The sequence below is a fragment of the Sphingobium sp. DC-2 genome (assembly GCF_000722555.1).
Classification (GTDB): domain Bacteria; phylum Pseudomonadota; class Alphaproteobacteria; order Sphingomonadales; family Sphingomonadaceae; genus Sphingobium; species Sphingobium quisquiliarum.
Window position 1 is genome coordinate 1 of the sequence record NZ_JNAC01000129.1, and the last position, 21,772, is coordinate 21,772.

19 protein-coding genes are annotated in these 21,772 nt (G+C 64.5%); 6 read left to right on the top strand and 13 right to left on the bottom strand.

All coding sequences use genetic code 11. From position 1 onward, the window contains the following. Positions 1-87: 87 nt before the first annotated feature. Positions 88-603, top strand: coding sequence for an NADH dehydrogenase ubiquinone Fe-S protein 4 (locus tag ET21_RS26780; RefSeq protein ID WP_051768296.1), 516 nt, complete (start codon positions 88-90; stop codon positions 601-603). Positions 604-653: 50 nt separating this feature from the next. On the opposite strand, the gene trxC is transcribed toward ET21_RS26780, so the two are convergent. The 10 genes from trxC to ET21_RS0121990 all read right to left on the bottom strand — a co-directional run bounded on the left by trxC (position 654) and on the right by ET21_RS0121990 (position 11,353). Next, on the bottom strand, positions 654-1,091 hold the full coding sequence (gene trxC / locus ET21_RS0121945; protein ID WP_030541370.1) for a thioredoxin TrxC: 438 nt from the start codon (positions 1,089-1,091) through the stop codon (positions 654-656). 61 nt (positions 1,092-1,152) lie between these two features. Continuing rightward, entirely contained in the window at positions 1,153-3,762 is a 2,610-nt protein-coding gene (gene clpB, locus ET21_RS0121950; RefSeq protein WP_030541371.1) for an ATP-dependent chaperone ClpB, read from the bottom strand. Between the two features lie 193 nt (positions 3,763-3,955). Continuing rightward, positions 3,956-5,455, bottom strand: coding sequence for a Do family serine endopeptidase (locus ET21_RS0121955; protein ID WP_237751646.1), 1,500 nt, complete (start codon positions 5,453-5,455; stop codon positions 3,956-3,958). 250 nt (positions 5,456-5,705) lie between these two features. Continuing rightward, a complete protein-coding gene (locus ET21_RS0121960) occupies positions 5,706-6,368 on the bottom strand; it encodes a 6-phosphogluconolactonase (RefSeq protein WP_237751641.1) in 663 nt (220 codons plus the stop codon). Positions 6,369-6,437: 69 nt separating this feature from the next. After that, positions 6,438-7,034, bottom strand: coding sequence for a glycine zipper 2TM domain-containing protein (locus ET21_RS0121965; RefSeq protein WP_162180724.1), 597 nt, complete (start codon positions 7,032-7,034; stop codon positions 6,438-6,440). A 151-nt stretch (positions 7,035-7,185) separates the two neighbouring features. Next, positions 7,186-8,019, bottom strand: coding sequence for a class I mannose-6-phosphate isomerase (locus ET21_RS0121970; protein WP_237751647.1), 834 nt, complete (start codon positions 8,017-8,019; stop codon positions 7,186-7,188). A gap of 34 nt (positions 8,020-8,053) precedes the next feature. Further along, complete coding sequence (locus tag ET21_RS0121975) at positions 8,054-8,572, bottom strand: hypothetical protein (RefSeq protein ID WP_337587964.1); 519 nt, start codon at positions 8,570-8,572, stop codon at positions 8,054-8,056. A gap of 128 nt (positions 8,573-8,700) precedes the next feature. Continuing rightward, positions 8,701-10,059: a glycoside hydrolase family 130 protein gene (locus ET21_RS0121980; protein WP_337587965.1), complete on the bottom strand. Its 1,359-nt coding sequence runs from the start codon at positions 10,057-10,059 to the stop codon at positions 8,701-8,703. A gap of 18 nt (positions 10,060-10,077) precedes the next feature. Beyond that, complete coding sequence (locus ET21_RS0121985) at positions 10,078-10,986, bottom strand: YfdX family protein (protein ID WP_030541378.1); 909 nt, start codon at positions 10,984-10,986, stop codon at positions 10,078-10,080. A gap of 31 nt (positions 10,987-11,017) precedes the next feature. Continuing rightward, complete coding sequence (locus ET21_RS0121990) at positions 11,018-11,353, bottom strand: DUF5335 domain-containing protein (protein ID WP_007406253.1); 336 nt, start codon at positions 11,351-11,353, stop codon at positions 11,018-11,020. Between the two features lie 474 nt (positions 11,354-11,827). Here ET21_RS0121990 and ET21_RS0121995 point away from each other — a divergent pair, with 474 nt between their 5' ends. Together ET21_RS0121995 and ET21_RS0122000 are read left to right on the top strand one after the other, a co-directional pair. Continuing rightward, positions 11,828-12,469, top strand: coding sequence for a helix-turn-helix domain-containing protein (locus ET21_RS0121995; protein ID WP_030541379.1), 642 nt, complete (start codon positions 11,828-11,830; stop codon positions 12,467-12,469). Between the two features lie 89 nt (positions 12,470-12,558). Further along, complete coding sequence (locus ET21_RS0122000) at positions 12,559-13,293, top strand: Crp/Fnr family transcriptional regulator (RefSeq protein WP_007406257.1); 735 nt, start codon at positions 12,559-12,561, stop codon at positions 13,291-13,293. 37 nt (positions 13,294-13,330) lie between these two features. On the opposite strand, the gene ET21_RS0122005 is transcribed toward ET21_RS0122000, so the two are convergent. Then, the gene (locus tag ET21_RS0122005; protein WP_051768298.1) at positions 13,331-13,873 is read right to left on the bottom strand and encodes an Hsp20/alpha crystallin family protein; all 543 of its coding nucleotides are present in this window, start codon (positions 13,871-13,873) and stop codon (positions 13,331-13,333) included. A 323-nt stretch (positions 13,874-14,196) separates the two neighbouring features. Here ET21_RS0122005 and ET21_RS0122010 point away from each other — a divergent pair, with 323 nt between their 5' ends. Continuing rightward, positions 14,197-14,937, top strand: coding sequence for a sensor histidine kinase (locus ET21_RS0122010; RefSeq protein WP_030541382.1), 741 nt, complete (start codon positions 14,197-14,199; stop codon positions 14,935-14,937). A gap of 89 nt (positions 14,938-15,026) precedes the next feature. Here the strand turns inward: ET21_RS0122010 and ET21_RS0122015 are convergent, their stop codons facing one another. Beyond that, on the bottom strand, positions 15,027-17,486 hold the full coding sequence (locus tag ET21_RS0122015) for an NAD-dependent epimerase/dehydratase family protein (RefSeq protein ID WP_030541383.1): 2,460 nt from the start codon (positions 17,484-17,486) through the stop codon (positions 15,027-15,029). 542 nt (positions 17,487-18,028) lie between these two features. On the opposite strand from ET21_RS0122015, the gene cls reads away from it, so the two are divergent. Both cls and ybaL read left to right on the top strand, forming a co-directional pair. Then, entirely contained in the window at positions 18,029-19,555 is a 1,527-nt protein-coding gene (gene cls, locus ET21_RS0122025) for a cardiolipin synthase (RefSeq protein ID WP_237751642.1), read from the top strand. Positions 19,556-19,609: 54 nt separating this feature from the next. Further along, positions 19,610-21,304 (top strand): YbaL family putative K(+) efflux transporter, encoded by a 1,695-nt coding sequence (gene ybaL / locus ET21_RS0122030; RefSeq protein ID WP_030541385.1) that lies wholly within the window; start codon positions 19,610-19,612, stop codon positions 21,302-21,304. An 81-nt stretch (positions 21,305-21,385) separates the two neighbouring features. On the opposite strand, the gene ET21_RS0122035 is transcribed toward ybaL, so the two are convergent. Then, positions 21,386-21,772 carry a universal stress protein gene (locus ET21_RS0122035; RefSeq protein ID WP_030541386.1) on the bottom strand — a complete coding sequence of 129 codons (387 nt, stop codon included), beginning with the start codon at positions 21,770-21,772 and terminating at the stop codon, positions 21,386-21,388.

Sequence of the window (21,772 nt, forward strand, 5' to 3'; positions counted from 1 at the left end):
TCATCCCGGCGAATGGGCGCTGCGCAAGGCGGCCGCCAGACCCCGCTTACGACAAGCCGGTGGCGCGCACTTGAAAGGAGACGTTTTATGATTGGGCGACTCGCGAAGGCCCGCGCGGCAGCGTCTGCCCGCTTAAGGGCGAGGCTTGCCCGCGTTTCGCGCCGTCAGCTGCGCTCAGGGCCGCTGATCGCCCATGAAGAGGTCAGGTCCGGCCGCAACTCGCAGGATGACCGCTCGTGGCTCCGCTACCTGAGCGCGCTTCCGGAGGACGCGCGGGCCGTCCTCGAGCCGCTCCCAACGGCCACGAACCAGGGCGGGCGGGCGCGGAAGGGGCAGTGGAGGCTCAGTTTCCCGCAAAGGAAGAAGCCGTTTGTAGATTGGCTGATGGGGTGGACCGGTGGTGAGGATCCTTTGGTTCAGGTCGACCTTCGCTTTCCCACCCGCGAGGCGGCAGAGCGATATTGCGAGCGATTGAACTTGCCCTACGACGTGCATGAGCCTCCGCGCGCTCGTACCGAGCCGGTCAATAAGCAGCGCTTCCAGCTCGAAGACGCGCCGATCGCGGGGTGGCCCGACGCCACCTTGGCGCAGGACCGCTCCTGACATTGTATCGGCGCGGCGTCCGGGGAGGACGCTCGGCACCGCACTGGAACTTAGGTGCTGAACCGCTCGGCCCACCCTCTCAGCGTGCCTAGATCAGTGACGCCAGCCTGGCGCGCGACGACATTGCCATTCTTGAAGGCGAGCAACGCGGGGATCCCCTGGACGCCGTACTCGGAGGCGATGTCGGGGTTTGCGTCGACAGCGACCTTGATGAAGCGCGCCTTCGGTTCGAGCATGCGCGCCGCCTGTTCGAAGATCGGCGCCATCGCCCGGCACGGGCCGCACCAGGCCGCCCAGAAGTCGACGATCACCGGCAGGTCCGAATTGCGAATATGCTTGCGCGCGCTCGCCGCGTCGAGCGCGGCAGGGGCGCCCTGGAACAGCTTCTGATGACACCGCCCGCATTTGGCGACGAGCGGCTCACGGTCGGCCGGCACCGCGTTGGTGGCATCGCAATGGGGGCAGACGACCCGACGCTTTTCGGCCATCGATGAATCCTCGTTCGCTGCAGGTCATCGCGGCAGCGCGCGGCCGCCGCGATGGGCCCTTTCATGCAGCCTGCGCCTCGGCAGGCCTTGATACCTGGGTTGAGAATGTCAGCTCGCTGTCGCCTTCATCGATGGTGACGGTCGAGCCATCCGGCACCTCGCCCCGCAGGAGGAGGTCCGCCAGGGGATCCTGAAGATATCGCTGAATCGCGCGCTTCAGCGGACGCGCGCCATAGACCGGGTCGTATCCCACACGGCCGAGCCAGGCACGCGCGCGCTCGGTGAGGTCGAGCGTGATCTTGCGGTCCTTGAGGAGGTTCTGGACGCGCGCGACCTGAATGTCGACGATGGGACCCATGTCGGCCTGGCCGAGGCGGTGGAACAGGATGATCTCGTCCAGCCGGTTAAGGAATTCCGGCCGGAAATGCGCGCGCACCACCTCCATCACCTGCGGCTCGACGCTCTCGACCGTCTCCCCTTCCGCCAGGTTCGAAAGATACTGGCTGCCGAGATTGGACGTGAGGATGATCAGCGTATTCTTGAAATCGACCGTGCGGCCCTGTCCGTCCGTCAGCCGGCCATCGTCGAGAACCTGGAGGAGCACGTTGAAGACGTCGTTGTGCGCCTTTTCCACCTCGTCGAAGAGGATCACCTGATAGGGCCGCCGCCGCACCGCCTCAGTCAGCACGCCGCCTTCCTCATAGCCGACATAGCCCGGCGGGGCGCCGATCAGCCGCGCGACCGAGTGCTTCTCCATGAACTCCGACATGTCGATTCGGACCATCGCGCTGTCGTCATCGAACAGGAAGCCGGCAAGCGCCTTGGTGAGCTCGGTCTTGCCGACGCCGGTCGGGCCGAGGAACAGGAACGAGCCCATCGGCCGGTCCGGATCCTGCAGGCCCGCGCGGGCACGGCGGATCGCGCGGCTGACCGCCGTGACCGCCTGCCGCTGGCCGATGACCCGTTTGCCGAGCGCCTCCTCCATATGGATCAACTTTTCGCGCTCGCCCTCGAGCATCTTGTCCACCGGGATGCCCGTCCAGCGCGAGACGACCGCCGCGATGTCCTGGGCGGTGACCTCCTCGCGCAGCATCGCGCCCTGGCTCGCCGTCTGAGCGTCGGCCAGCTGCTTCTCCAAACCCGGTATGACGCCATAGCTCAGCTCGCCAGCGCGGCCGAGGTCGCCGCGTCGCTGCGCCTGGTCAAGCTCGAGGCGAGCCTGATCGAGCTGCTCCTTGAGCTTGGCCTCGGCCTGGATCTTCTCCCGCTCCGCCTGCCAGCGCTGTGTAAGCTCCGCCGACTGCTGCTCGAGCTGCGCGAGATCATGCTCGAGGTGGGTCAGGCGATCCTTGGATGCGGCATCCGACTCCTTCCTGAGCGCTTCCCGCTCGATCTTCAGCTGGATGATGCGCCGGTCGAGCGTCTCGATCTCTTCCGGCTTGGATTCGACCTCCATGCGGATCCGGCTTGCCGCCTCATCCATCAGGTCGATCGCCTTGTCGGGCAGGAACCGGTCCGTGATGTAGCGGTTGGAGAGCGTCGCCGCCGCGACGATCGCCCCATCCGTGATCCGCACGCCGTGGTGCAGCTCGTATTTCTCCTTGAGACCGCGGAGGATGGAGATCGTGTCCTCCACCGTTGGCTCGCCGACGAACACGGGCTGGAACCGGCGCTGGAGCGCCGCGTCCTTCTCGACATATTTGCGGTATTCGTCGAGCGTGGTCGCGCCGATGCAGTGCAGCTCACCGCGGGCAAGCGCGGGCTTCAGCAGGTTGCCCGCGTCCATCGCACCTTCCGTCTTACCCGCGCCGATCAGCGTGTGCATCTCGTCTATGAAGAGGATGATGTCGCCCTCGGCCCCCTTCACTTCGTCGAGCACGCCCTTGAGTCGCTCCTCGAACTCGCCGCGATACTTCGCACCGGCGATGAGCGCCCCCATGTCGAGCGCCATCAGCTTGCGATCCTTGAGCGTGTCGGGAACGTCGCCATTGGCGATGCGGAGCGCCAACCCTTCCACGATCGCGGTCTTGCCCACGCCGGGATCGCCGATGAGCACGGGGTTGTTCTTGGTCCGACGCGCCAGAATCTGAACCGTTCGTCGGATCTCCTCATCCCGGCCGATGACCGGATCGAGCTTCCCGTCCCTGGCGGCCTGGGTGAGGTCGCGGGCGAACTTCTTCAGCGCATCGTAGCGGTCCTCGGCGCTTGCCGTGTCGGCGGCGCGCCCGCCGCGGAGCTGGTTGATCGCTTCGTTCAGCGCCTCCGCCTTCACGCCCGCTCGCGCCAGCGCCTTGCCAGCCGCCGCACCTGCCGCAAGGGTGAGCGCCAGCAGCAACCGCTCGACGGTCACATAGCTGTCCCCGGCCTTCTGGGCGATCTGCTCGGCTTGATCGAGGAGGCGGACGGCATCGTTGTCGAGCCCAGGAGGCTGGGACGCCCCGCTTCCGGTGACCGAGGGCAGCTTGGCCAGCGCAGCGTCGACCTCGCTGGTCGCCAGGTCCGGATTGCCGCCGGCGGCGCGGATCAGGCCGGCTGCCATGCCCTGCTCGTCCTCGAGCAGGGCTTTGAGGATATGCTCCGGCGTGATGCGCTGATGATTGAGCCGGATTGCGACGGTCTGCGCGGACTGGAGAAAGCCCTTCGCGCGGTCCGTATACTTCTCAAGGTTCATTCCGATTCCTCCTGTTCGACAAACAGAGCCGGCGGAAGTGCGGAGCGAGCGGAGGCCTCGCGCGCGGACTTTCCGTCGGCGCATCGATCGGCAGGTCGCGTCCGATTGCGATCGGAGCAAGCATCAGCCGCCTCGTCCAACACGCAAGGAGAGGAGAAGTGCCGCGCGCCAGTCCTCCTCTCCTCGCCACTTCTCAGGGCTTCCCGGAGAGCTCGATGCCGACGAACCGCGGTGGCACCGAGCCGCGCTTCACCAATAGAAGCACCTGCTTGCGTCCCGCCTTCCTCGCTGCGGCGATCAAGCTCACCGCCTCCTGTGCGGTCCGCACAGCCTGCTGGTTGATCGACAGGATGATGTCGCCCTCGCTCAGCCCTTTCGCCGCGGCGTCGCTGGAAGGATCGACCTGCACGATGACGAGACCCTGGGTTCCAGGATCGACCCGCAGTTCGCTCGCGAGCGCGGGCGTGAGCGGCCGGACGGAAAGGCCCAGCCCGGCGGAGGCGCTCGCCTTCCCTTCACCATCGTCGTCGAGGTCGAATTCTTCGTCCTCGCCGTTGAGGCTCGCTTCGGCCGGCCGCTCGGCAACCACAGCCGTGAGCGTTTTCCTACCACCTTCGCGAAGCACCTCGAGCGTTACTCGCGAGCCGACGGGAGCGGCTGCGACGAGCCTGGCTACCGAGTTCTCCGGCGTGATCTCAGTCCCATTCACGCGCAAGATGACATCGCCCTGCTGCAAGCCCGCACGCGCCGCCGGCAGGTTCGGCTGCACTTCCGCGACGATTTCGCCGCGGTCCTTCTGCAAGCCCAGCGCGGCAGCGACATCCTCGGTGACAGGCTGAAGCAGGAGGCCGAGATAGCCACGGCGGACGCGACCGCCGGCTCTCAACGTGTCGACGACCGGCTTTGCGATCTCGGCCGGGATCGCGAAGCCGAGCCCGACATTGCCCCCGGTGGGAGAAATGATCGCGGTGTTGATCCCTATCACATTGCCCTGCATGTCGAAGAGCGGGCCGCCGGAATTGCCGGAGTTGATCGAGGCATCGGTCTGGATGAAGCTGTCATAAGGCCCTGAGCGAAGGTCCCGATGAAGGGCGGACACGATTCCGGCCGTCACCGTGCCGCCAAGGCCATAGGGATTCCCGATTGCCAGGACCCAGTCGCCGGTGCGCGCGCCCGGCGAGTCACCAAAGCGCACGAAGGGCAAGTTATTGGCTTCGATTTTGAGGACAGCGAGGTCTGAGGCTTCGTCACGCCCGACCACGCGAGCCGGATATTCCTGCCCGCCGGTCAGCGTGACCTTGATCGCTTGGACCTGCACGCCCGCGCCGCGGCCCGCCACAACGTGGTTGTTCGTGACGACGTAGCCATCTGCTGAAATGAGGAATCCGGATCCGAGCGACGTCGCGTTACGGGGAGCGGGTGGCCGGCCCAGCTCCGGAAAGGGAAACAGGCCGCCGAACGGAAGGCCGCCCGGAAAGTCGGGCATTCTCCGCGCCCTGACACGCGACGTCGTCGAGATGTTCACGACAGCCGGCGAGAGACGGGCCGCAAGATCGGCGAAGCTCGGGGGCGCCCCACGCGCCGACTCCAGGCGACCGGAACCGTCCGCATTGAGCGGTGCCGTCTGGGCGTGACTACGCGTGTCGCAGGCGACCGCTAGCAACAACGCTGGAACGAAAACGAACCTCCGCATCCAGGATCTCCTGTCGATCAGCTCGATCAGCCTTCCGGCGAGCCGATCGAGCACCAAAGACCTGGGCAAGCTAAGCGTGCCGGCTCGGCGAAACGCTGATCTTTGTCAGTGCTCGGAAAATGGGCGAGCCCCGGCATCTTCTCCACGATTCCCGGCATTTCGCCGCCATGCGTCTTCGCAAAAAGCTTACTGAGCCGGCCCCGCACGAGAGACGCCGCGAAGCGAGCCGATCCAGCGACAAAGTTCGAAGCTATCGGCTCCAGAACAGATCGGGCTGGCACTTTGCTTTCGCTAAGACGATGCCGAGCGGCATCTGCGACTCCGCACCCTCATCCAGGGCCCGTTGGACGACTTCCAGCTTATCCCGGCCGCTGCCGGATATCAGCAGTCGCTTTGCCGAGAGAATGGCGCTCAGCGTCAACGTCACTCTTGGCACCGGTGCCTCGGCCGGAAGCGGCACGGGCCTGACGCCCGCGATGCGCCTCCAGTCAGGATAACGCATCGCGACGGGAAGGTCGGGTCCCGGGAGGAGCGAGGCAACATGACCGTCCAGGCCGAAGCCAAGCCAGACCAGATCCAGCGGCCAAGCCAGGTCCGAAAGCCTCAGCTCGGCTGCGTCTGCCGCCGCGGCAGGATCATCGAATGGTGGTCTTGCGAGAGGGATGAGCTGTGCTTGCCCCGCCGCGAAATATCTCTCCAGCAGACCAAAGTTGGACAGCCGGTCGCCCGGCGGCACGAGGCGGTCGTCGGTGGGGATGACCGTGACCCCACGCCACCCGCTCGCGCGCGGGGCAAGGAATTCGAAGGCGCGTGCAGGCGACCTGCCACCTGGAAAGGCGACGAAGGCGGCGCCTTCCGTATTCAGACGATCGGTGATGATGCCCGACACCTCTCGGACCAGGCTCTCGGCCAAATGCTCCGGAGTGGCAAACCCATGCCATAGCGGCTCAGGCACACCAAGGACTTCCGACTCCTCCGGCACTTAGCGGCGTCGCCAGTGGCGCTTGTACCAGTACCGGTGATAGGGATAGGGCCTGTAGAGCCAGTGGCCCCCGTACCATACCCAGGGATCATACCACGGCGGCGCCACATAGACGTGCGGATAGACGGGTGGCGGATAGAAAGGCTCGGGCGCTGCCTTGACCACGAACCCGGGCGGACAGTCGGGGCTGGCGTTCCTCGCGATGGCGCTGCCCGCGACCGCGCCTGCACCCGCGCCAAGGACGGTGGCCGGGGCTCTATCGTAGCGACCAGCGAGCCCTGAACCAGCAAGCGCTCCAATCAGCCCGCCGATCACCGCGCCTGCAGCGACGTTGCTTCGGCGATCGGCAATACAGTTTTCTGCCGCCCACCGTTCGGCTTCGCGGCTGTAGCGATCGTCCTCCTCGCGCTCGCGGTCCGACTGCACGAACCGGCCAGGAGGCGGCTTGTAGCCAGGCGGCGGCGGTACGTTGTACTGCTCGCTGCGGCCTTCGGTTGGGCTTGAAGACGAAGCGGTGGAAGTCTGCGCAATCGCGGGATTCCCGCAGGCGAGAAGTAATGTCAGGATTGTGGCGCAGCGAACCGGGCTAGCAGGCATTTCAAGGCCCATCCTTGGAGAAGCCCACCGAGGCGGGATCATCGGCTTCGCTATGCGCAGCACCTCTGTCCGGCACTGATCTAGCTCACTTCAACAAGCCATTTTCGGTTCGATCGCGAGCCCGCTTCAGGACTGCCGGTCCACTTCAAGATCAGCTGATGAGCGCCTCGTGCACCGCTCGGCCCGAGTAGGCGACGAGAAGATCGCACGAGCCGGTGAAGTTGACGCCGGCATCGCCAGCGACGATCCACACGCCGCCGGGCTCAATCGGCTCCGATCCGACGACGGCTTCGCCCCGGAGGGGTATCAGCCAGACCGGCTCGCCTCGCCGCGGCGCCAGAATGCCGGAACAAGCGTCGGCCCATCGTTCCACCACGAACGGCCCTCCGGCGGCGAGCACGCGCCTGCCCCGCGCCAGTTCGAATGGGGCGAATGGAGCCTCGTAGGGCGCCGGATGGGCAGCCTCCACCGCCTGGTCCAGATGAAGCTCGCGGTTGCTACCATAGTCATAGAGCCGATAGGTGACGTCCACATTCTGCTGAATCTCGATCAGGCTGAGCCCGGCGCCTATGGCGTGGATCGTGCCTGCCGGCGCGTACCAGAAGTCACCCGCTCTAACCGGCTTCCAATCGAGCAGCGCCACGATCGAGCCGTCGTTGGCCGCGGCGCGCAGCCGGTCTTTCGTAATCGGCTCGCGCAATCCCATGGCAATGCTCGCCCCTGGCTCCGCCTCGAGGATATGCCAGGCTTCGCTCTTGCCCCGGGGGAGCCCATGCGCCATCGCGGTGGTGTCATCAGGATGAACCTGGACAGAGAGCCGCTCGCTTGTGAACAAGTGCTTGACCAGCAGCTCTGGCTCCCCAAGGCCGCTCCCGCGCGGAACCTCGAACCAGATTTCGCCGATGGGCTCCTCGCCCGCGCTTACGTCGTCGAACCCAGGTCCAAGTGACCGCCGGCCCCAGGGCTTTCTGACCGTTCTTGTCACCAAGCGGAAAACCGGCAAGGCGTTCCCTCCCCTTCTAGAAGTTCGAGCGGCAGTGGCGGGCGTAATGGAGCCCTCTGAGGAAGCCGCGCCGCGCATAGCCCGCGTCGATTGCGGCATTCAGGCGCCGCTGCGCCGGAGCGGCGCCTGTTATCTCCCGGACGATGCCGCGGAAGGGGATCAAGGCATTGACCACGGACCTGCCGCCGGCTTCGGCTATTTTCCCGGCCCGATTTTCTCGTCTTTGGCGTGCAGTGGTGAAATCAGGGCCCAGGACGTTGCTCAGTTCCTTGATCGCCTCTGTGAGCGCGCTGCAGGTTCCAAGCTTCTCCACGCCATATGGATCCTCTGCGGCCTTGAGGAGCACCGGTGGAATCTCGGTCCTGGCGACACCCACATCGTGGGCGGGCTGCACGACAATCTTGCCCGCGCGATCCAACACCTCGCCGACCGGCTGCTGAGGCTTCCGGTCCTGCGCAAGCGCGCCCGCACCGCTGACCGTAAGCGCAATCAGAAGTGCTGATCTGAGCAGGCCAAGGGGCAAGGTGTGCGGCACGCAGGCGGCTCCAGGGATGGCGCGTCGGCGGCGCCAAAAAACGTGGTGCTGTGTAAACGGTGAAGCCGTCTGGCTGGCTGACCCATGTCAGTCGGAGGGCTGCGACGGCCGTCACCCTGCGGTACCGCCTAGTCCATCGCGGCCAGCAGAGCATCAAGACTCAAGGTCGAAAAGGCAGTGAAGCTGTCCGCGACGCCATATGGGAGCAATATGTCGTTCCCGCTCAGCAGCGCGCCGCAGCTATAGACGACGTTCGGAACGTAGCCGTATCGCTCCTCCGGGGACGGGCGCAGCAGTGGCCGACGTGTGCGAGCGATCACATGGCTGGGATCCGATCGATCGAGAAGGCACGCACCGATACAATATTCCCGCATCGCTCCCACGCCGTGCGTGAAGACGAGCCATCCATCGGAAGTTTCGATCGGCGATCCACAGTTGCCGAGTTGCGTGAACTCCCATGTCCATTGCGGCTTTACGATCCTGATGCCGCCATCCCAATGATGCAAGTTTTCGGACAGTAGAAGCCAAATATTCTCATTGTCGTGCCGGCCGAGCATCGCGTAACGGCCCTCGATCAGGCGGGGAAACAGCGCCATTCCCTTCGAGGCGGCGATCGGTCCCTCGAGCCGGTGCATCTTGAAGTCGATGAAGTTTCGGGTGGCGAGCAGCTCCTGGGCGATTCCTCGTCCCCCGACCGCCGTGTACGTCCCTGCAAACAGTGTCGACCCGTCCTCCATTTCGAGGCTGGTGAGCCGAAGATCCTCAATGCCGCCGCGCTGCCGCTCGAGGATCGGGAACAGGACGGTCTCTGAGAGGTCGCGGCTGTCCTCGCAATGAAGATGCACAGCAGCATCATCGTTTTCGGGATATTCGATTCGGGGCGTGGCGGCCAGCGGGCTCGCCGCATCTAGGACGATGTCTCTCCCGGGCTGCCAGGTGCCCGTTCTGAAGGCGATGGACGAAAGATGCCCTTCGCCGATCGCCCGCAGCGATAGGACGAACCGCAGCGCGCCTGGCGGACAACCCGACTGATCCGGATGCCTGACGATGCTCGGGTTGAACAGGGCAGCCGACTGGTAGGCATATTCCTCGCTGAAATAGGCGCCGATCAGCTTTGCGCGAGCGCCACTTGCCGAGAAGCCCCCGCGGAGCAGCTCTCTGGCGTTCTCGTAGCGCTGGAGAAAGACCTTCTCCACGTCGCGGTGACGGCCGCAGAGAACGCTCAGCAGCCGTGCGTACTCGACCGCCAATTCATCCTCAGGCAGGCCGAGGATCCGCCCGACGATGCGCTCGGCCCGGGTCTGACCCCGCTCCAAGGCATTCGGCGAGTCGCCGGGCATGAACGTTCGTATAACCGTTCTTCGATGGTCGGGTTTGATGAAGTGCGGACTTCGCACGGTCGGAACGTCCGCACTCATCGTCCTAAGTTTCCCCTCGTTCCCGACCGGCGGAACCGTCGAACCTGCGCGCGTCCGCGCCTGCCGCACTGTTTGGAGAGCGCAAACTCACTTCTTCTCCGCAGGCTGACTCGACTCCGTTGCCTTCTTGAAGCGCTCGCGGATCTTGTCGAAGATGCTGGTCGCCGCGCCCTTGTTCTTGGTGCCGTCCTCGATCTCGTCGACCGTCTTCAGCAGGTCCTTCATTTCGTCCTTGGTCGCATAGCCGAGCGCCTGACCGAGCCGGAGCTGCTCGCGCGCAGTGGTCAGCAGTCGCTGAATCCTCGCCTCGTCTCCGGCGCCCCGCTGTGCGTTCGCGGCCAGCTTGCGCGCCTCTTCGATCGCCGCGCTTGCCCGCGTCAGCGGGAGCGGGTGGATCACGTCGCGGATCACGATCGTGCTGAGCGCCGCTTCGAGCGCCGCCTTCGCTTCATCGAGCTTGTTCTGCGCGACCAGGACCGCGGCCGCCTTGATCGCGTCCGGGTAGGTCGCGAGCGGGAGATTGCTGACCCGCACGACGGTCTCGCTCGCCAGCCCGTCGATGAGATGGCGTGCTTCCTGCAACCGCCCATCCTCGAGCGCGTCCTCGGCCGATTTCCGCAGCGCGTTCACGGCGTCCACCGAACCCAGGACGTCGTAGCTGACGACGCTGACGTCGACCGGGGCGAGAGCAAGGTTAGGGTTGCGCGCGAGCACGATTTCCAGCTTGCCCGTCGCGCGCTCGAGAGCGGCGGTCGCGGCCTTGGCATCCTTCTTGTCGAGCGCGGCGAGAGCATTCTCCGTCTCCTGCAGCGCCGAAACGGCGTCCTGGAGCAGCTCTTCGCGATCGACCGGCGGGGCCGGCGTCGCCTGCGCGGTGGCGTTGTTCGCCGCCGTGGTCGTGTTCTCGGCGGCCTGGTTGTCGGCGTCCTGCTTGGAACAGCCCGCCGTCAAGATGAGGGCGGAGGCTGCGGTCGCGGCGAAAAGACTGCGTTTCATGATCTTCCCTTTGGTTGTTGAGGATACGGGCTCATTGGTCGGGAGCGGGCAGCGCCAGCGGCCGCCTCAGCTTGATGAGGTGATTCGTTCCGTCGCGATCGATCACCGCGATCGCCGCAACGCCATCGCCGGATTCTTCGACATAGATCGACTGCGGGTGGCGGATCATGTGATCCAGCCCCTCGAGCGTCACACCGACCAAGTCATCCTTGTGGTCATAGAAGATTCCGGTGATCGGCAGGTATTGCGCTTCGATCTGATCGCCGAGTTCGAGCGATGCGACTTCGATTTCGGCTCGAAGCCCGGTCAGGCCGCGGGACACGCGGTTTAGATATTGAGGCCATTCCGCCTTAGGAACGACGTTCACGGTTCGACTCCTTCACAAAGGGCGAGGGACCGCTCGCCGGGGTTTCTCGTCGAGAAAGGATATCGGCCGTCCCGCATCGAGCCCCCGGTCCGCGGGGCGCGGTTTGCCGCAGCGCTTCCTCCGGAAGAGCTGCGAATTGGGGATTGCCTTGGAAGGTCCGGGGCCAATTTCCCGAGCCGCTTCCCAACGTCTTGAACATCGGATCTTGATCCACCCGGCTGCCCGCTAGCGGGGCCAGCGAGGGCGGCGAGATCGCGATCTTGGCCGATATCCAGCTCAACGCGCTCATCGATATTCTCCAGGGAGCGCCTAGAATTGCAGGCCCGGCCCTCTGCCGCCCTGACATAGCTCAGCTTTCTGCCGGTCGAACTGTGACACGACTCGGCCATTGAGATTGCCCTAACCCGTGACATATGTTACGCTCAGTGACATGTGGAACGGCTTACTAGCTCATACGAGACGGAGACGCCCGCGATGAATCGCGGGCGAAAGGTCGTTCCTCCGCCTCTAGGAAATGGCTTCAACTCCAAACTCATCATGTTGAAGGACCGCCAGGAACTCCCTGCGCGGCCCGAGTCGGATGGCCTCTACTGGATCCTCTCCGGCGCCATCCAAACCAGCATCATCTCCGAGGATGGTCGCCGGTGGATCGGCGGCTTCTACCTGCCGGGGGAATTCATCCTGCTCGAACGCGACGAGGTGCGCAGCCAGTTCGCCCAGGCCCTGTGCCCGACCTCGCTCATCATGACGGATCGCAGCGTGCTCGAGGGCCTGTCGCAGTTCGATCACTTCACATGCGCCACGATCACGACCTGGTTTCTGCGCACCTATCGGGTCGCGCTCCGCACCGGTTTCCTGCTCGGGCGGTCGAATGCCATGGAGCGGCTGGCGTTCTTTCTTCTCGATCTCATGCAGAGGCTGGAAGGGCGCCGCCACTTCCATCTGCTCATGTCCAGAGCCGACATCGGCGACCATCTCGGGCTAACCAGCGAGACTGTGACGCGGACCTTCACCCTGCTCCAGCGGCATAATTATGTGCAGGTGAATGGCCGCAACCTTGAAATCCTGGATCCGATCGGGCTTGCGCGTCTGGCGGCGGCGGTGGTCACGACCTGACGGGGCCGCACCCAAGGCAGCCACCGGTGTGACATGTGGGCCCACCTCTGCTATAGCGCACTGGCTATGCGAACGGGGTCGGACTACGAATGAACTTCATACCGTGTGAAGACTGCGCGCTTCGCCGGTTGGCGCTGTTCAAGAAGTTTACAGCGCCCGAGCTCAGCTTTGTGCGCGCCCTCAAAAATAATCAGATCGATGTTCCTGCGCGCCGCGTGATCATCGAGCCTGGGCGGTTCGCCGGAAAGCTGTACACGCTGTATGCGGGATGGGCATATCGCTACAAGCTTACACCAACCGGGCAACGACAGATCATCGACATTCTGCTGCCGGGTAGCCTGATCGGTCTCCAACAGTTGATGCTGGGCGATTCGGAGAGCGGTGTCGAAAGCCTAACCCCCGTGACGCTGTGCGTGTTGACAGGGCGCAGTATCGACGAGCTGTTTCAGCGGCACAGCCACCTCTCCGAGGCGATGGTCTTCGCGCTCATGGAGGACCAGCGCCGCGCCGATCGCCGCATGGCGCTTGTCGCGAAGCAGAATGGCGCTGAACGCCTAGCCTACTTCCTCCTTGAGCTTGTAGATCGCCTCGTTGCGTTGGACCTCGGGCAAGATGCGATGTCGTATTTCCCGCTTCAGCGTCGCCATCTGGCTGACCTCCTCGGCTTATCTGAAACCCATGTCAGCCGCTCGATGCAGGAACTTCGCCGCGGCGATCTGGCAGCGATCGCAGCGAACTCGCTCGTGATCCGCAACCGGCAGCTCATGATCAACCTTTCGGGCTATACACTGTCGACTCGGGAGCACCCTCGCCTTCTGCTCTGATCATGTGTGATATGCCGTTGCCGGGAGTGGGACAGCTTCACCAGAACCGTCGCAATCGCTTGATTGGCTCCGCCCGTGGGCATGCAGCCCACGGGCGGGCGACGCTCTCGGCGGCAGACGCCGACTTCGGGACCGTGACGGTGAGAACGCCGTTCTTGAACGTGGCGCTTGCCTTGTCCTGCTCGATACCCTTGGGAAGGCCGATGCGGCGCTCGAAGCGCCCGTAGCTCCGCTCGGAGTAACCCCGGTCCTTGTCCTCGACCTCCGACTTCTTCTCGCCACGGAGCGTGAGGACGCCTTCCTCGACGATCACTTCCACGTCCTTTTCGTCGAGTCCGGGGAGTTCGGCCGTGACGCGGATTTCCTTGTCGGTTTCAGCAAGCTCGACGCTCGGCGCGAGGAGCCCTCGCTCGACGCCGGCAAGCGCCGGCACGCCGAAGCCACGGAAGACATCTTCGAACAGGCGGTTCACTTCCCTGTGCAGCGAGAGCACCGGGTCGCTCGCAGCGCCCGCGGCGCTGACCTGAGCAGGAACCTTGTTCTCCTGACGGCTCCAGGGGATCAGATCACGAATGGACATGGCATCTAACTCCTTCTTCGAACAGCGTCATCGCGGAGCCGCCGACATGCCTGGCACGCTGACTAAAAGCTGGGTGGCCGCTCGCCTCAGGCTGAGCGCGCCGGTGCGTGATTGCGCCGTTTCGCCAGCTAAGGCACAAAACTCTCCACGCTACTTTGGTACTTCCAGTCATTCCGCCGAGGCGGCCGGTGGCGAGCTTCATCGGTAAGCGCTCCGGGCCGGCTAACACTGATTTAGCTCAGCCCCCGATTGGCGCCGGTCGCGATATGCTCCGGCATGGCATGGCGACCGAAGCTTGGCATCCGGCGACCGAAGGAGTGGTCATGGACATCACGACTGTGTTGAGCAGCCCGGCCGATCGGGTCGTTCGCGAAACCGACATGCTGATGCGTGGAATGGCGCACGACTTGGACAACATGCTGGCGGTGATCGCCTCCGGTCTGGTCTCGATCGAGCGCGGAGCGGATCAGCAGCAGCTGGCACGCCTCGTAGCCGGAATGAAGCACGCGATCCGGAATGCCGCCGCCCTGGCCGACGATATCGCGGAGCTCAGCACCGATCGCGGCGTTACGACCGAGCGGGTTTCGGTTGAAGCGCTGATCCGCGGGCTGGAGGCGCGGGCCAGCACCATTCTGGGAGACGGCGTGGACTTTCGGACAGAGATCGCGCGTGACCTCTGGCCGGTCCGCGTCCTCCCCAATTATCTCCAGTTTGCGCTCTTCAATCTTCTGGCGAACGCCGCCGACGCGATGCCAAAAGGTGGCGTGCTGGTCCTGCGAGCCTTCAACACGTTCCGAAGCACGGCGAGCCCTGTAGGCGCAGCGGGCGACTTCGTTCGGCTTGAAATGATCGATTCCGGTGAAGGAATCGCGCCCGACGTTCTGACCCGCGTTTTCGATCCGTTCTTCACGACGAGGCAGTCGCTCAAGAGAACCGGACTCGGGTTGGGCCAGGTCCGAAGGTTCGCGACCCAATTTGGCGGTGATATCGCGGTCGAGAGCGACGAAGGCGCTGGAACCCGAGTCATCCTGCACCTGCCGCGAGCAGCCCCGGGCAGGTCCTGACCCGATATCACCGCCAAAGAACGCGGCCGCCCTTCCCGTCGCAGCCGCGCTGCGGCCGCGTGTCACGACTCCTGCCGCGCCTGCCCTGGTCAGGCAATCAGGCGGTTCCACGACCCGTACTGCGCTGACACCTCGCCTCTCCGGAGGGCGAGACCGATCAACGCAAGACCTAGCAGCACATCATATGCCGCATGCAGAGCCTCTGCGCCGAAGGCAAATGGCGTGACACAGAGCGCCGCGCCAATGGGGATGAGCAGGAAGCGGACGGACCGCGCGACCTCGGCGGCGGCTATCGAGATCACGGTCAGCGCCAGTGATCCGAGCAGATGATCCCAATTCGCGATCGGCGGCGTCGCGCCGAATGTAACCCGCGTGAACAAGAGCGATGCCGCCAGCGCGCCCGCAATGGCCAGGTTCCAGGGCAGGCTCACGCCACCGATCGCCACGTCCTTCATGATCGCTCGGGCCGGTCGGTCGAACTCGTCAGGCACATCACCGGCCCCGCCCTCGTCCGTGTCTCCGAACAGGAAGACCCGAAGCACATTCTTGCCTGCCCGTGCACGGCGGCGCAGGAACTGGCCGACCGCCACCAGTTCGTCCAGCGAGTAGGGTATCTGGATCAGCATCGCCGCGGCGCCGATCAGCGCCAGCGTGCTCCAGGTGCCGATCCAGATCGGCTGGATGATGATGAAGAAGATCGAGACAATCCCGAGCGGGGCGATCATCAGTCCGAACAGAAGCACGAGCCACGGCATGGTCCGCCAGCGCGCACGCGACCCGACGATTCCCGTGAGGATCTCGAGGCCGTAGGTGTAGCCGCCGAGCGCGGCATCGGAAACAGGCCATGCTTCCGAGACTTCGCTGGTGATGATCTCCTCGGTGCCGTTGCGCGGGTCTTCGACGCTTCCCTGGAAAAAGGGCTCCCAGACGTCGGACACATAGCCGAGCTGATATGCTGCGAGGTAACGGGAGACGTAGAGGCCGATCAGTGCGAGGGCGATGATCGGGATGCGCTGGGTCCAGCTCGAGGGATTATACGTCCACCCCTGAGGCACCTGCGGACCGGCCACTCGCGCCAGGGGTGACGGCCCCACTTCGGGCTTTGTCCCAACGGCAAAGCCGAAGATCAACATACCCACCAGCGTGTCGGAAAGGTATGCTGTTGGATTGTCGGTCCAAAAGACAAACGGCGCTGCCATCACGACAGCGCCTATCGCTGCCGATATCCATCGCGCCCAGGGCGCGTGCCAGCTCAGCGACAGCGATGCGAAGACGATCAGCAGCACCCCGGAGACGATCTCAGTCCAGCGGAGCAGAGGCTCGACCACGCCGATCAGCGGCGGCTGAGTGAGCAACCAGGTTCCGAGCATGAGGTTCACGAAATGCGCCCAGCGCGTCTCGGAATGCTCCCTCCGGTAGCGCTCGTCGCTCGCCCGCCTGACCTCCTCAGGATGTTTGCCCAGCGCGGCGGCCTCGGCAAGATCGTGCGGCGGCCGGAGACCGTTTCTCTTGTACCAAGCCAGAGGATCGCGCTTCAGCGCCGCGATCATCTTCGGGAGCTCATCCTTGAGGCGATGATGGGGTCGCCAGCCCAGCAGTCTCTCGGCGCGACCGATATCCAGCGCGTAATGGTCGTCCGCAAGCCGGATCATGAAGGGCTTGATGAACGGCTTCTCACCCTCGTCGATTGCGTCGGGGACGACGGGCTCGAGCTTATCCTGAGCCCAGACACCGACTGCCGCCACCGGCTTTGGTACTCGCAACGTCGGCCAGTCCTCGATGCCGTGGATGAGATATCCGATCTCGTCTTGCAGCGCATCATACCCTAGCGCTTCGGGTTCGCCGATCAGGATCTCCGCATCGGGCGGCAGCGTGTCCCGGCGTTGAACGGCGAGCCGGACCGCTTCGACAAGATCCTCTCGATGGACCATGGACTGGCCCACTAGCGGCGAGCCCGAGTAGAAGAAGCTCTCGAATTCGCGTTCGTAGATCCGCGCTATCTGATTGGAGAGCGTGGGCACTGCCGACTCCTCGTCGTACACGCCGGCGAAGCGCAAGATCGCATATGGGATGGAACCGTGTTCTTCGCGGATTACCTCTTCGGCCAGCGCCTTCGACTTCGGATAGGCCCAACGGGGATCGATCGGCCAGCTCTCGTCGATTTGTTCGCCCGGCGCGCACGGCGCGTGTACGAGCATCGTGCTCGAATAGACGAACTGTTCGACTTCGAAGTCCTGCAACGCTCGCAGGAGCCGGCGCGTGCCCTCTACATTGACCGACCGGTAGAGCGGATGTTCCTTGCCCGTGAAGTCGAAGTAGGCAGCGAGGTGGATCACCGACGCCACGCGTCCACCATGGCGCGCGCGGATCTGCGCCAGGGCCTCGAGCACAGATTGGTCCGAAGCAAGATCGACCTTGATCACCGGGAAGGTCAGCGCCTCTGCTTTGAGATCGAGGCCGACGATCCGGTAATCCGCTGAAAGCACAGCCGCCACCGAACGTCCAAGATTGCCCGTTGCGCCGGTGATGATGACAAGTGGCTTATCCATGTGTGCTCACCCCGATCTGTCTCGTGTTGGCCTCACGGCCCGCCGACCTGATCCCAACCGCGACGCAGGCGCATGGCGCGAGCACATCTGCCGCACGAGCTGAGCTTCGGGGCGACGCAAGGCGCCGAGCCCGAGCGCCCACCTGGCCCTTTCAGCCGACATGCACGGCGGCACTAGCTACGCCATTCCACCCTTCGTCTGGGCATCACCTGGATTCGAAGGTCCGGCGCGCAGCTCATACCTTAACTTTCGTCGACCTCGTCCTGAGCTATGTCAGGGCCACGCCACCTTGCCGGTGGGAAGCTCGCTCCTTCCAGGAGGTGATTATGTGCGAGCTGATCTCAACGGGCGCGGCTGGCGTCATCCGGAAGCGGCAGCAGCGGTTCGTGTACGAGGACGCCGGCCCGCCGGCATGAGGCGGCACCGTGCGCAACGCGCCAAGTGGTCTCCCAGCCCAGCATGCTGATCGACCAGACGCCCGTGGACCGAACCGAGCCGATCGCCTCCCACACAACTTTAGCCTCTCTGGACCTCGACACAGAATGGGTCGGGAGGCACGCCCCGGCCAGGGCGTCCGTCCCGCGGCCGCGATGCCGGGATCGGATTACGTCGCGCAACCCGGCTTCCTTATCGCCAAGGGCGATGAGGTGAACCTGGGCGTCGCTCTCGAGTGGCTGGCCGTCGCAGCGCCTTGGGCGATCCGGATCGGCGCATTGATCGTTGTTCCCTTCCGACGGTCGCCGGCCGCGACGCAAAGCTGGCTGCTCCTCTTCTTCGTGGCGCCGTGGCTCGGCCTCGTCCTCTATCTGGCGATCGGCCGGCCATACCACCCTCGATGGCGTCGCCAGCGCGTCGCGCAACTCTGGCCGATCATCGACCGGGCGGTTTCCTGCATCGACCGGGTCGCCCGGCCGGCCGAGCTGCCGCTCGTCCAAGCTTCAGCGGCTTCCCTCGTGAGCGGGATTGGCCGCATGCCGCTCTTACAAGGCAATGAGGTCGATTTCCTGACGGACTACGACGCAACGATCGATCTCCTCGTTGAGGACATCGGACACGCCGACGACCATGTCCACCTTCTCTTCTACATCTTCGCCGCGGACCCCACCGGCCAGAAGGTGATTGCTGCGCTGCGACAGGCCGCGCTGCGCGGCGTCAAGTGCAGGGTGCTCGTCGATGCGATCGGATCGCGCACGTGGGCCGCCCGCATCGAGCGGGAGCTGCGGCCCGCAGGCGTCGAAGTTCACGAGATCCTGCCGATTCGGGTGCTTGGCCGCACCACACGCTTCGACCTGCGCAATCACCGCAAGATCGCCGTAATCGACGGACGCATCGGTTACACCGGCTCGCAGAACATCATCGACGCCGATCATGGATGGGGCTGGCCAAACCGGGAGGTAATGGCCCGCGTTCGAGGGCCGGTTGTCGGCGAATTGCAGGCGGTCTTCGTGGCGGACTGGTTCCTCGAGACGGAGAAGGAACTTGCCGATGGGCATCTCTACCCTCCGGCGGACGATGCGGGCAGCAGCGTCGGGCAAGTTCTGCCGAGCTGGCCCGATCTCGAGCATGGGGGCATCGACGAGCTTTTCGTTGCGCTGATTCACTCGGCTCGAGAGCGTGTCCTGATCTCCACTCCCTACTTCGTCCCGAGCGAGCCCCTCCTGCAAGCGTTGCAGGTGGCGATCCTCAAGGGAGCCGAGGTCCATCTGCTCTTGTCCGGCCGCTCAGATCATCCGCTCGTTCACCTCGCCCAGCAGTCCTATTATTCCGAGCTGCTCGCCGCAGGAGCAAGAATCCATCTTTTCCAGCCGGGCTTTCTCCACGCCAAGCATATGAGCATCGACGAGACCGTCGCCGTCGTCGGATCGAGCAATGTCGACATGCGCTCGTTCGCGCTCAATTCCGAGATCAGCCTCGTACTGTATGATCGGGACGCTACGCTCGCCTTGCGGCGCATCGAGGACGCGCGCCTCGAGCAAAGCATCCGGCTGATGCCGAGCGACTGGGAGTCGCGCAATCTCGTGCGCAAGTGCGCGGAGAATGTCGCGCGACTGTTCAGTCCTTTGCTGTGAGCTCGCATCAACTCGGTCGGGGCAAACCGAGACCTCTTTTCCGGCAGAACGACTATGCACCATAACGCTCCGCTCATCACCACGATCGTCGCCGGCCTCGTTGTCGCTTTCATTGCTGGAACGCTCGCTCACCGGCTCAAGATATCGCCGATCGCCGGCTATCTGCTGGCGGGTCTCGCAGTCGGACCCTCCACGCCCGGCTTCGCTGCTGATCCCGAGCTCGCCGCCCAGCTTGCCGAGATCGGAGTGATCCTCCTGATGTTCGGCGTCGGCCTGCACTTCTCGTTGCGAGACCTGCTTTCGGTGAAGAACGTGGCCATACCCGGGGCCCTGATCCAAATCACTGTCGCAACGCTTCTCGGAATGGGGCTGGCGTGGACGCTGGGTTGGCGCATGGGCGAGGGCTTCGTCTTCGGCCTCGCGCTATCCGTCGCGAGCACCGTCGTCCTGGTTCGGGCACTGCAGGTCCACAACCTGGTGCAAACCGACAGAGGCCGCATCGCCGTCGGATGGCTCGTCGTCGAGGACCTCGTGATGGTTCTGGCGCTTGTGCTGCTGCCCTCCGTCGCGGCCATCCTCAATGGCACGGCGGCGAACGCCGGCGCAGCTGCCGCGAGCGCCGTCGCGAGCACCTTCTTGAAGGTGGCGGGCTTCATCGCAGTCATGCTTCTGGTGGGCCGGCGCGCCATGCCTGCAATGCTGCACTGGGTCGCAGACACGGGCTCCCGCGAGCTGTTCCGCCTCGCGGTGCTCGCCATCGCATTAGGAGTTGCCTTCGGCGCCGCGTTCCTTTTCGACGTCTCGTTTGCTCTCGGTGCATTCTTCGCGGGCATGATCCTCGGCGAGACGCAGCTCAGTCGGTTGGCAACCGAGGAAATTTTGCCCTTCCGCGACGCCTTCGCCGTCTTGTTCTTCGTTTCCGCGGGTATGCTGTTCGACCCAGCCGTCGTTGTCGAACAACCGGCGGCCCTGCTCGCCACCCTCGCCATCATCCTAGTGGGCAAGTCGGCCGCAGCCTATGCGATCGTGCGTTCGTTCCGCTATCCGGACCAGACCGCGCTCACGATCTCGGCAAGCCTGGCGCAGATCGGCGAGTTTTCGTTCATCCTCGCCGGCCTTGGCGTCAGCTACGGGATTCTCCCGCCTGACGGCCGGGATCTCATCCTCGCTGCCGCCATCATCTCGATCTTCCTCAACCCGCTTCTATTCTCATTCGCGACCAGTAGAGGCACGCTCTCCCTCCGCACCATCGTGGCGGCGCGCGGATCGTCGGAAAGTCAGGAAAGCGAGCAGAGCCCACCCCCGGGCCATGTTGTACTCGTGGGCTTTGGCCGCGTGGGGCGGATCATCGCCGACATTCTCGGAGCGTCGGGTTATGCGCTGACGGTGATCGAGGACCGCAGAGATGCGGCAAAGGCGGCAGAATCGTCCGGCCTCCGGGTCATCTTCGGCAACGCCACGGAGATTTCCGCGCTCAAGCAAGCCGACATCGCAAGCGCATCGAAGCTGCTGATCGCGATTCCGGAAGGGTTCGAAGCCGCTATCATCGCGAAGCGCGCGCGGAGGCTGAACCCGGATCTACGGATCATCGCGCGGGCGCACTCGGAACCGGAGGTCGAGCAGCTGCAGGCAATGGGGGCCGACGAGATCGTGATGGCGGAAAGGGAAGCTGCGGCGCGGATGGCGGCGCTGGCGAGCGAAGCAGGAGAGGAGGAGGGCGAAGGGCTGGTTCGTCTGGCGGACAGCTGACCGGCGATCGTCGTCTATTCCTTAGCCATGTCCTGGGAGGACCCACGAGTCTGACCGTCCGGAGTGCATACCCCAGCCAGTTCAGTGCGACATCAGGATCGGCCGGTCGGCCGAAGCGAGGATTGTTCGTGTGGCGCCACCGAGCATGAACTCGCGAAATCGCGAATGGCCGTAGGCGCCCATCACCAAAATGCCCGCCCCTGAGCGCCGGCAGAACTCGAGGAGCTCCGTCCCGGCATTCGCGCTTTCTGCATGGTGCTCGATCAATTCGGGCTGGATGCCGTGAGCCTTTAGATGCCGTTCGAGGAAGGCTTGCAGATCTGCCTTCAGCGACTTGTCCCCAGTGATCGTCACCACTTTGACCGACTTGGCGAGGACGCAGATCGGAAGCGCGTCTGCCACCGCTCTGGCGGCGGCATGACCACCATCCCATCCGATCACGACCGCATCGAGGTCGAGTAACGGCAA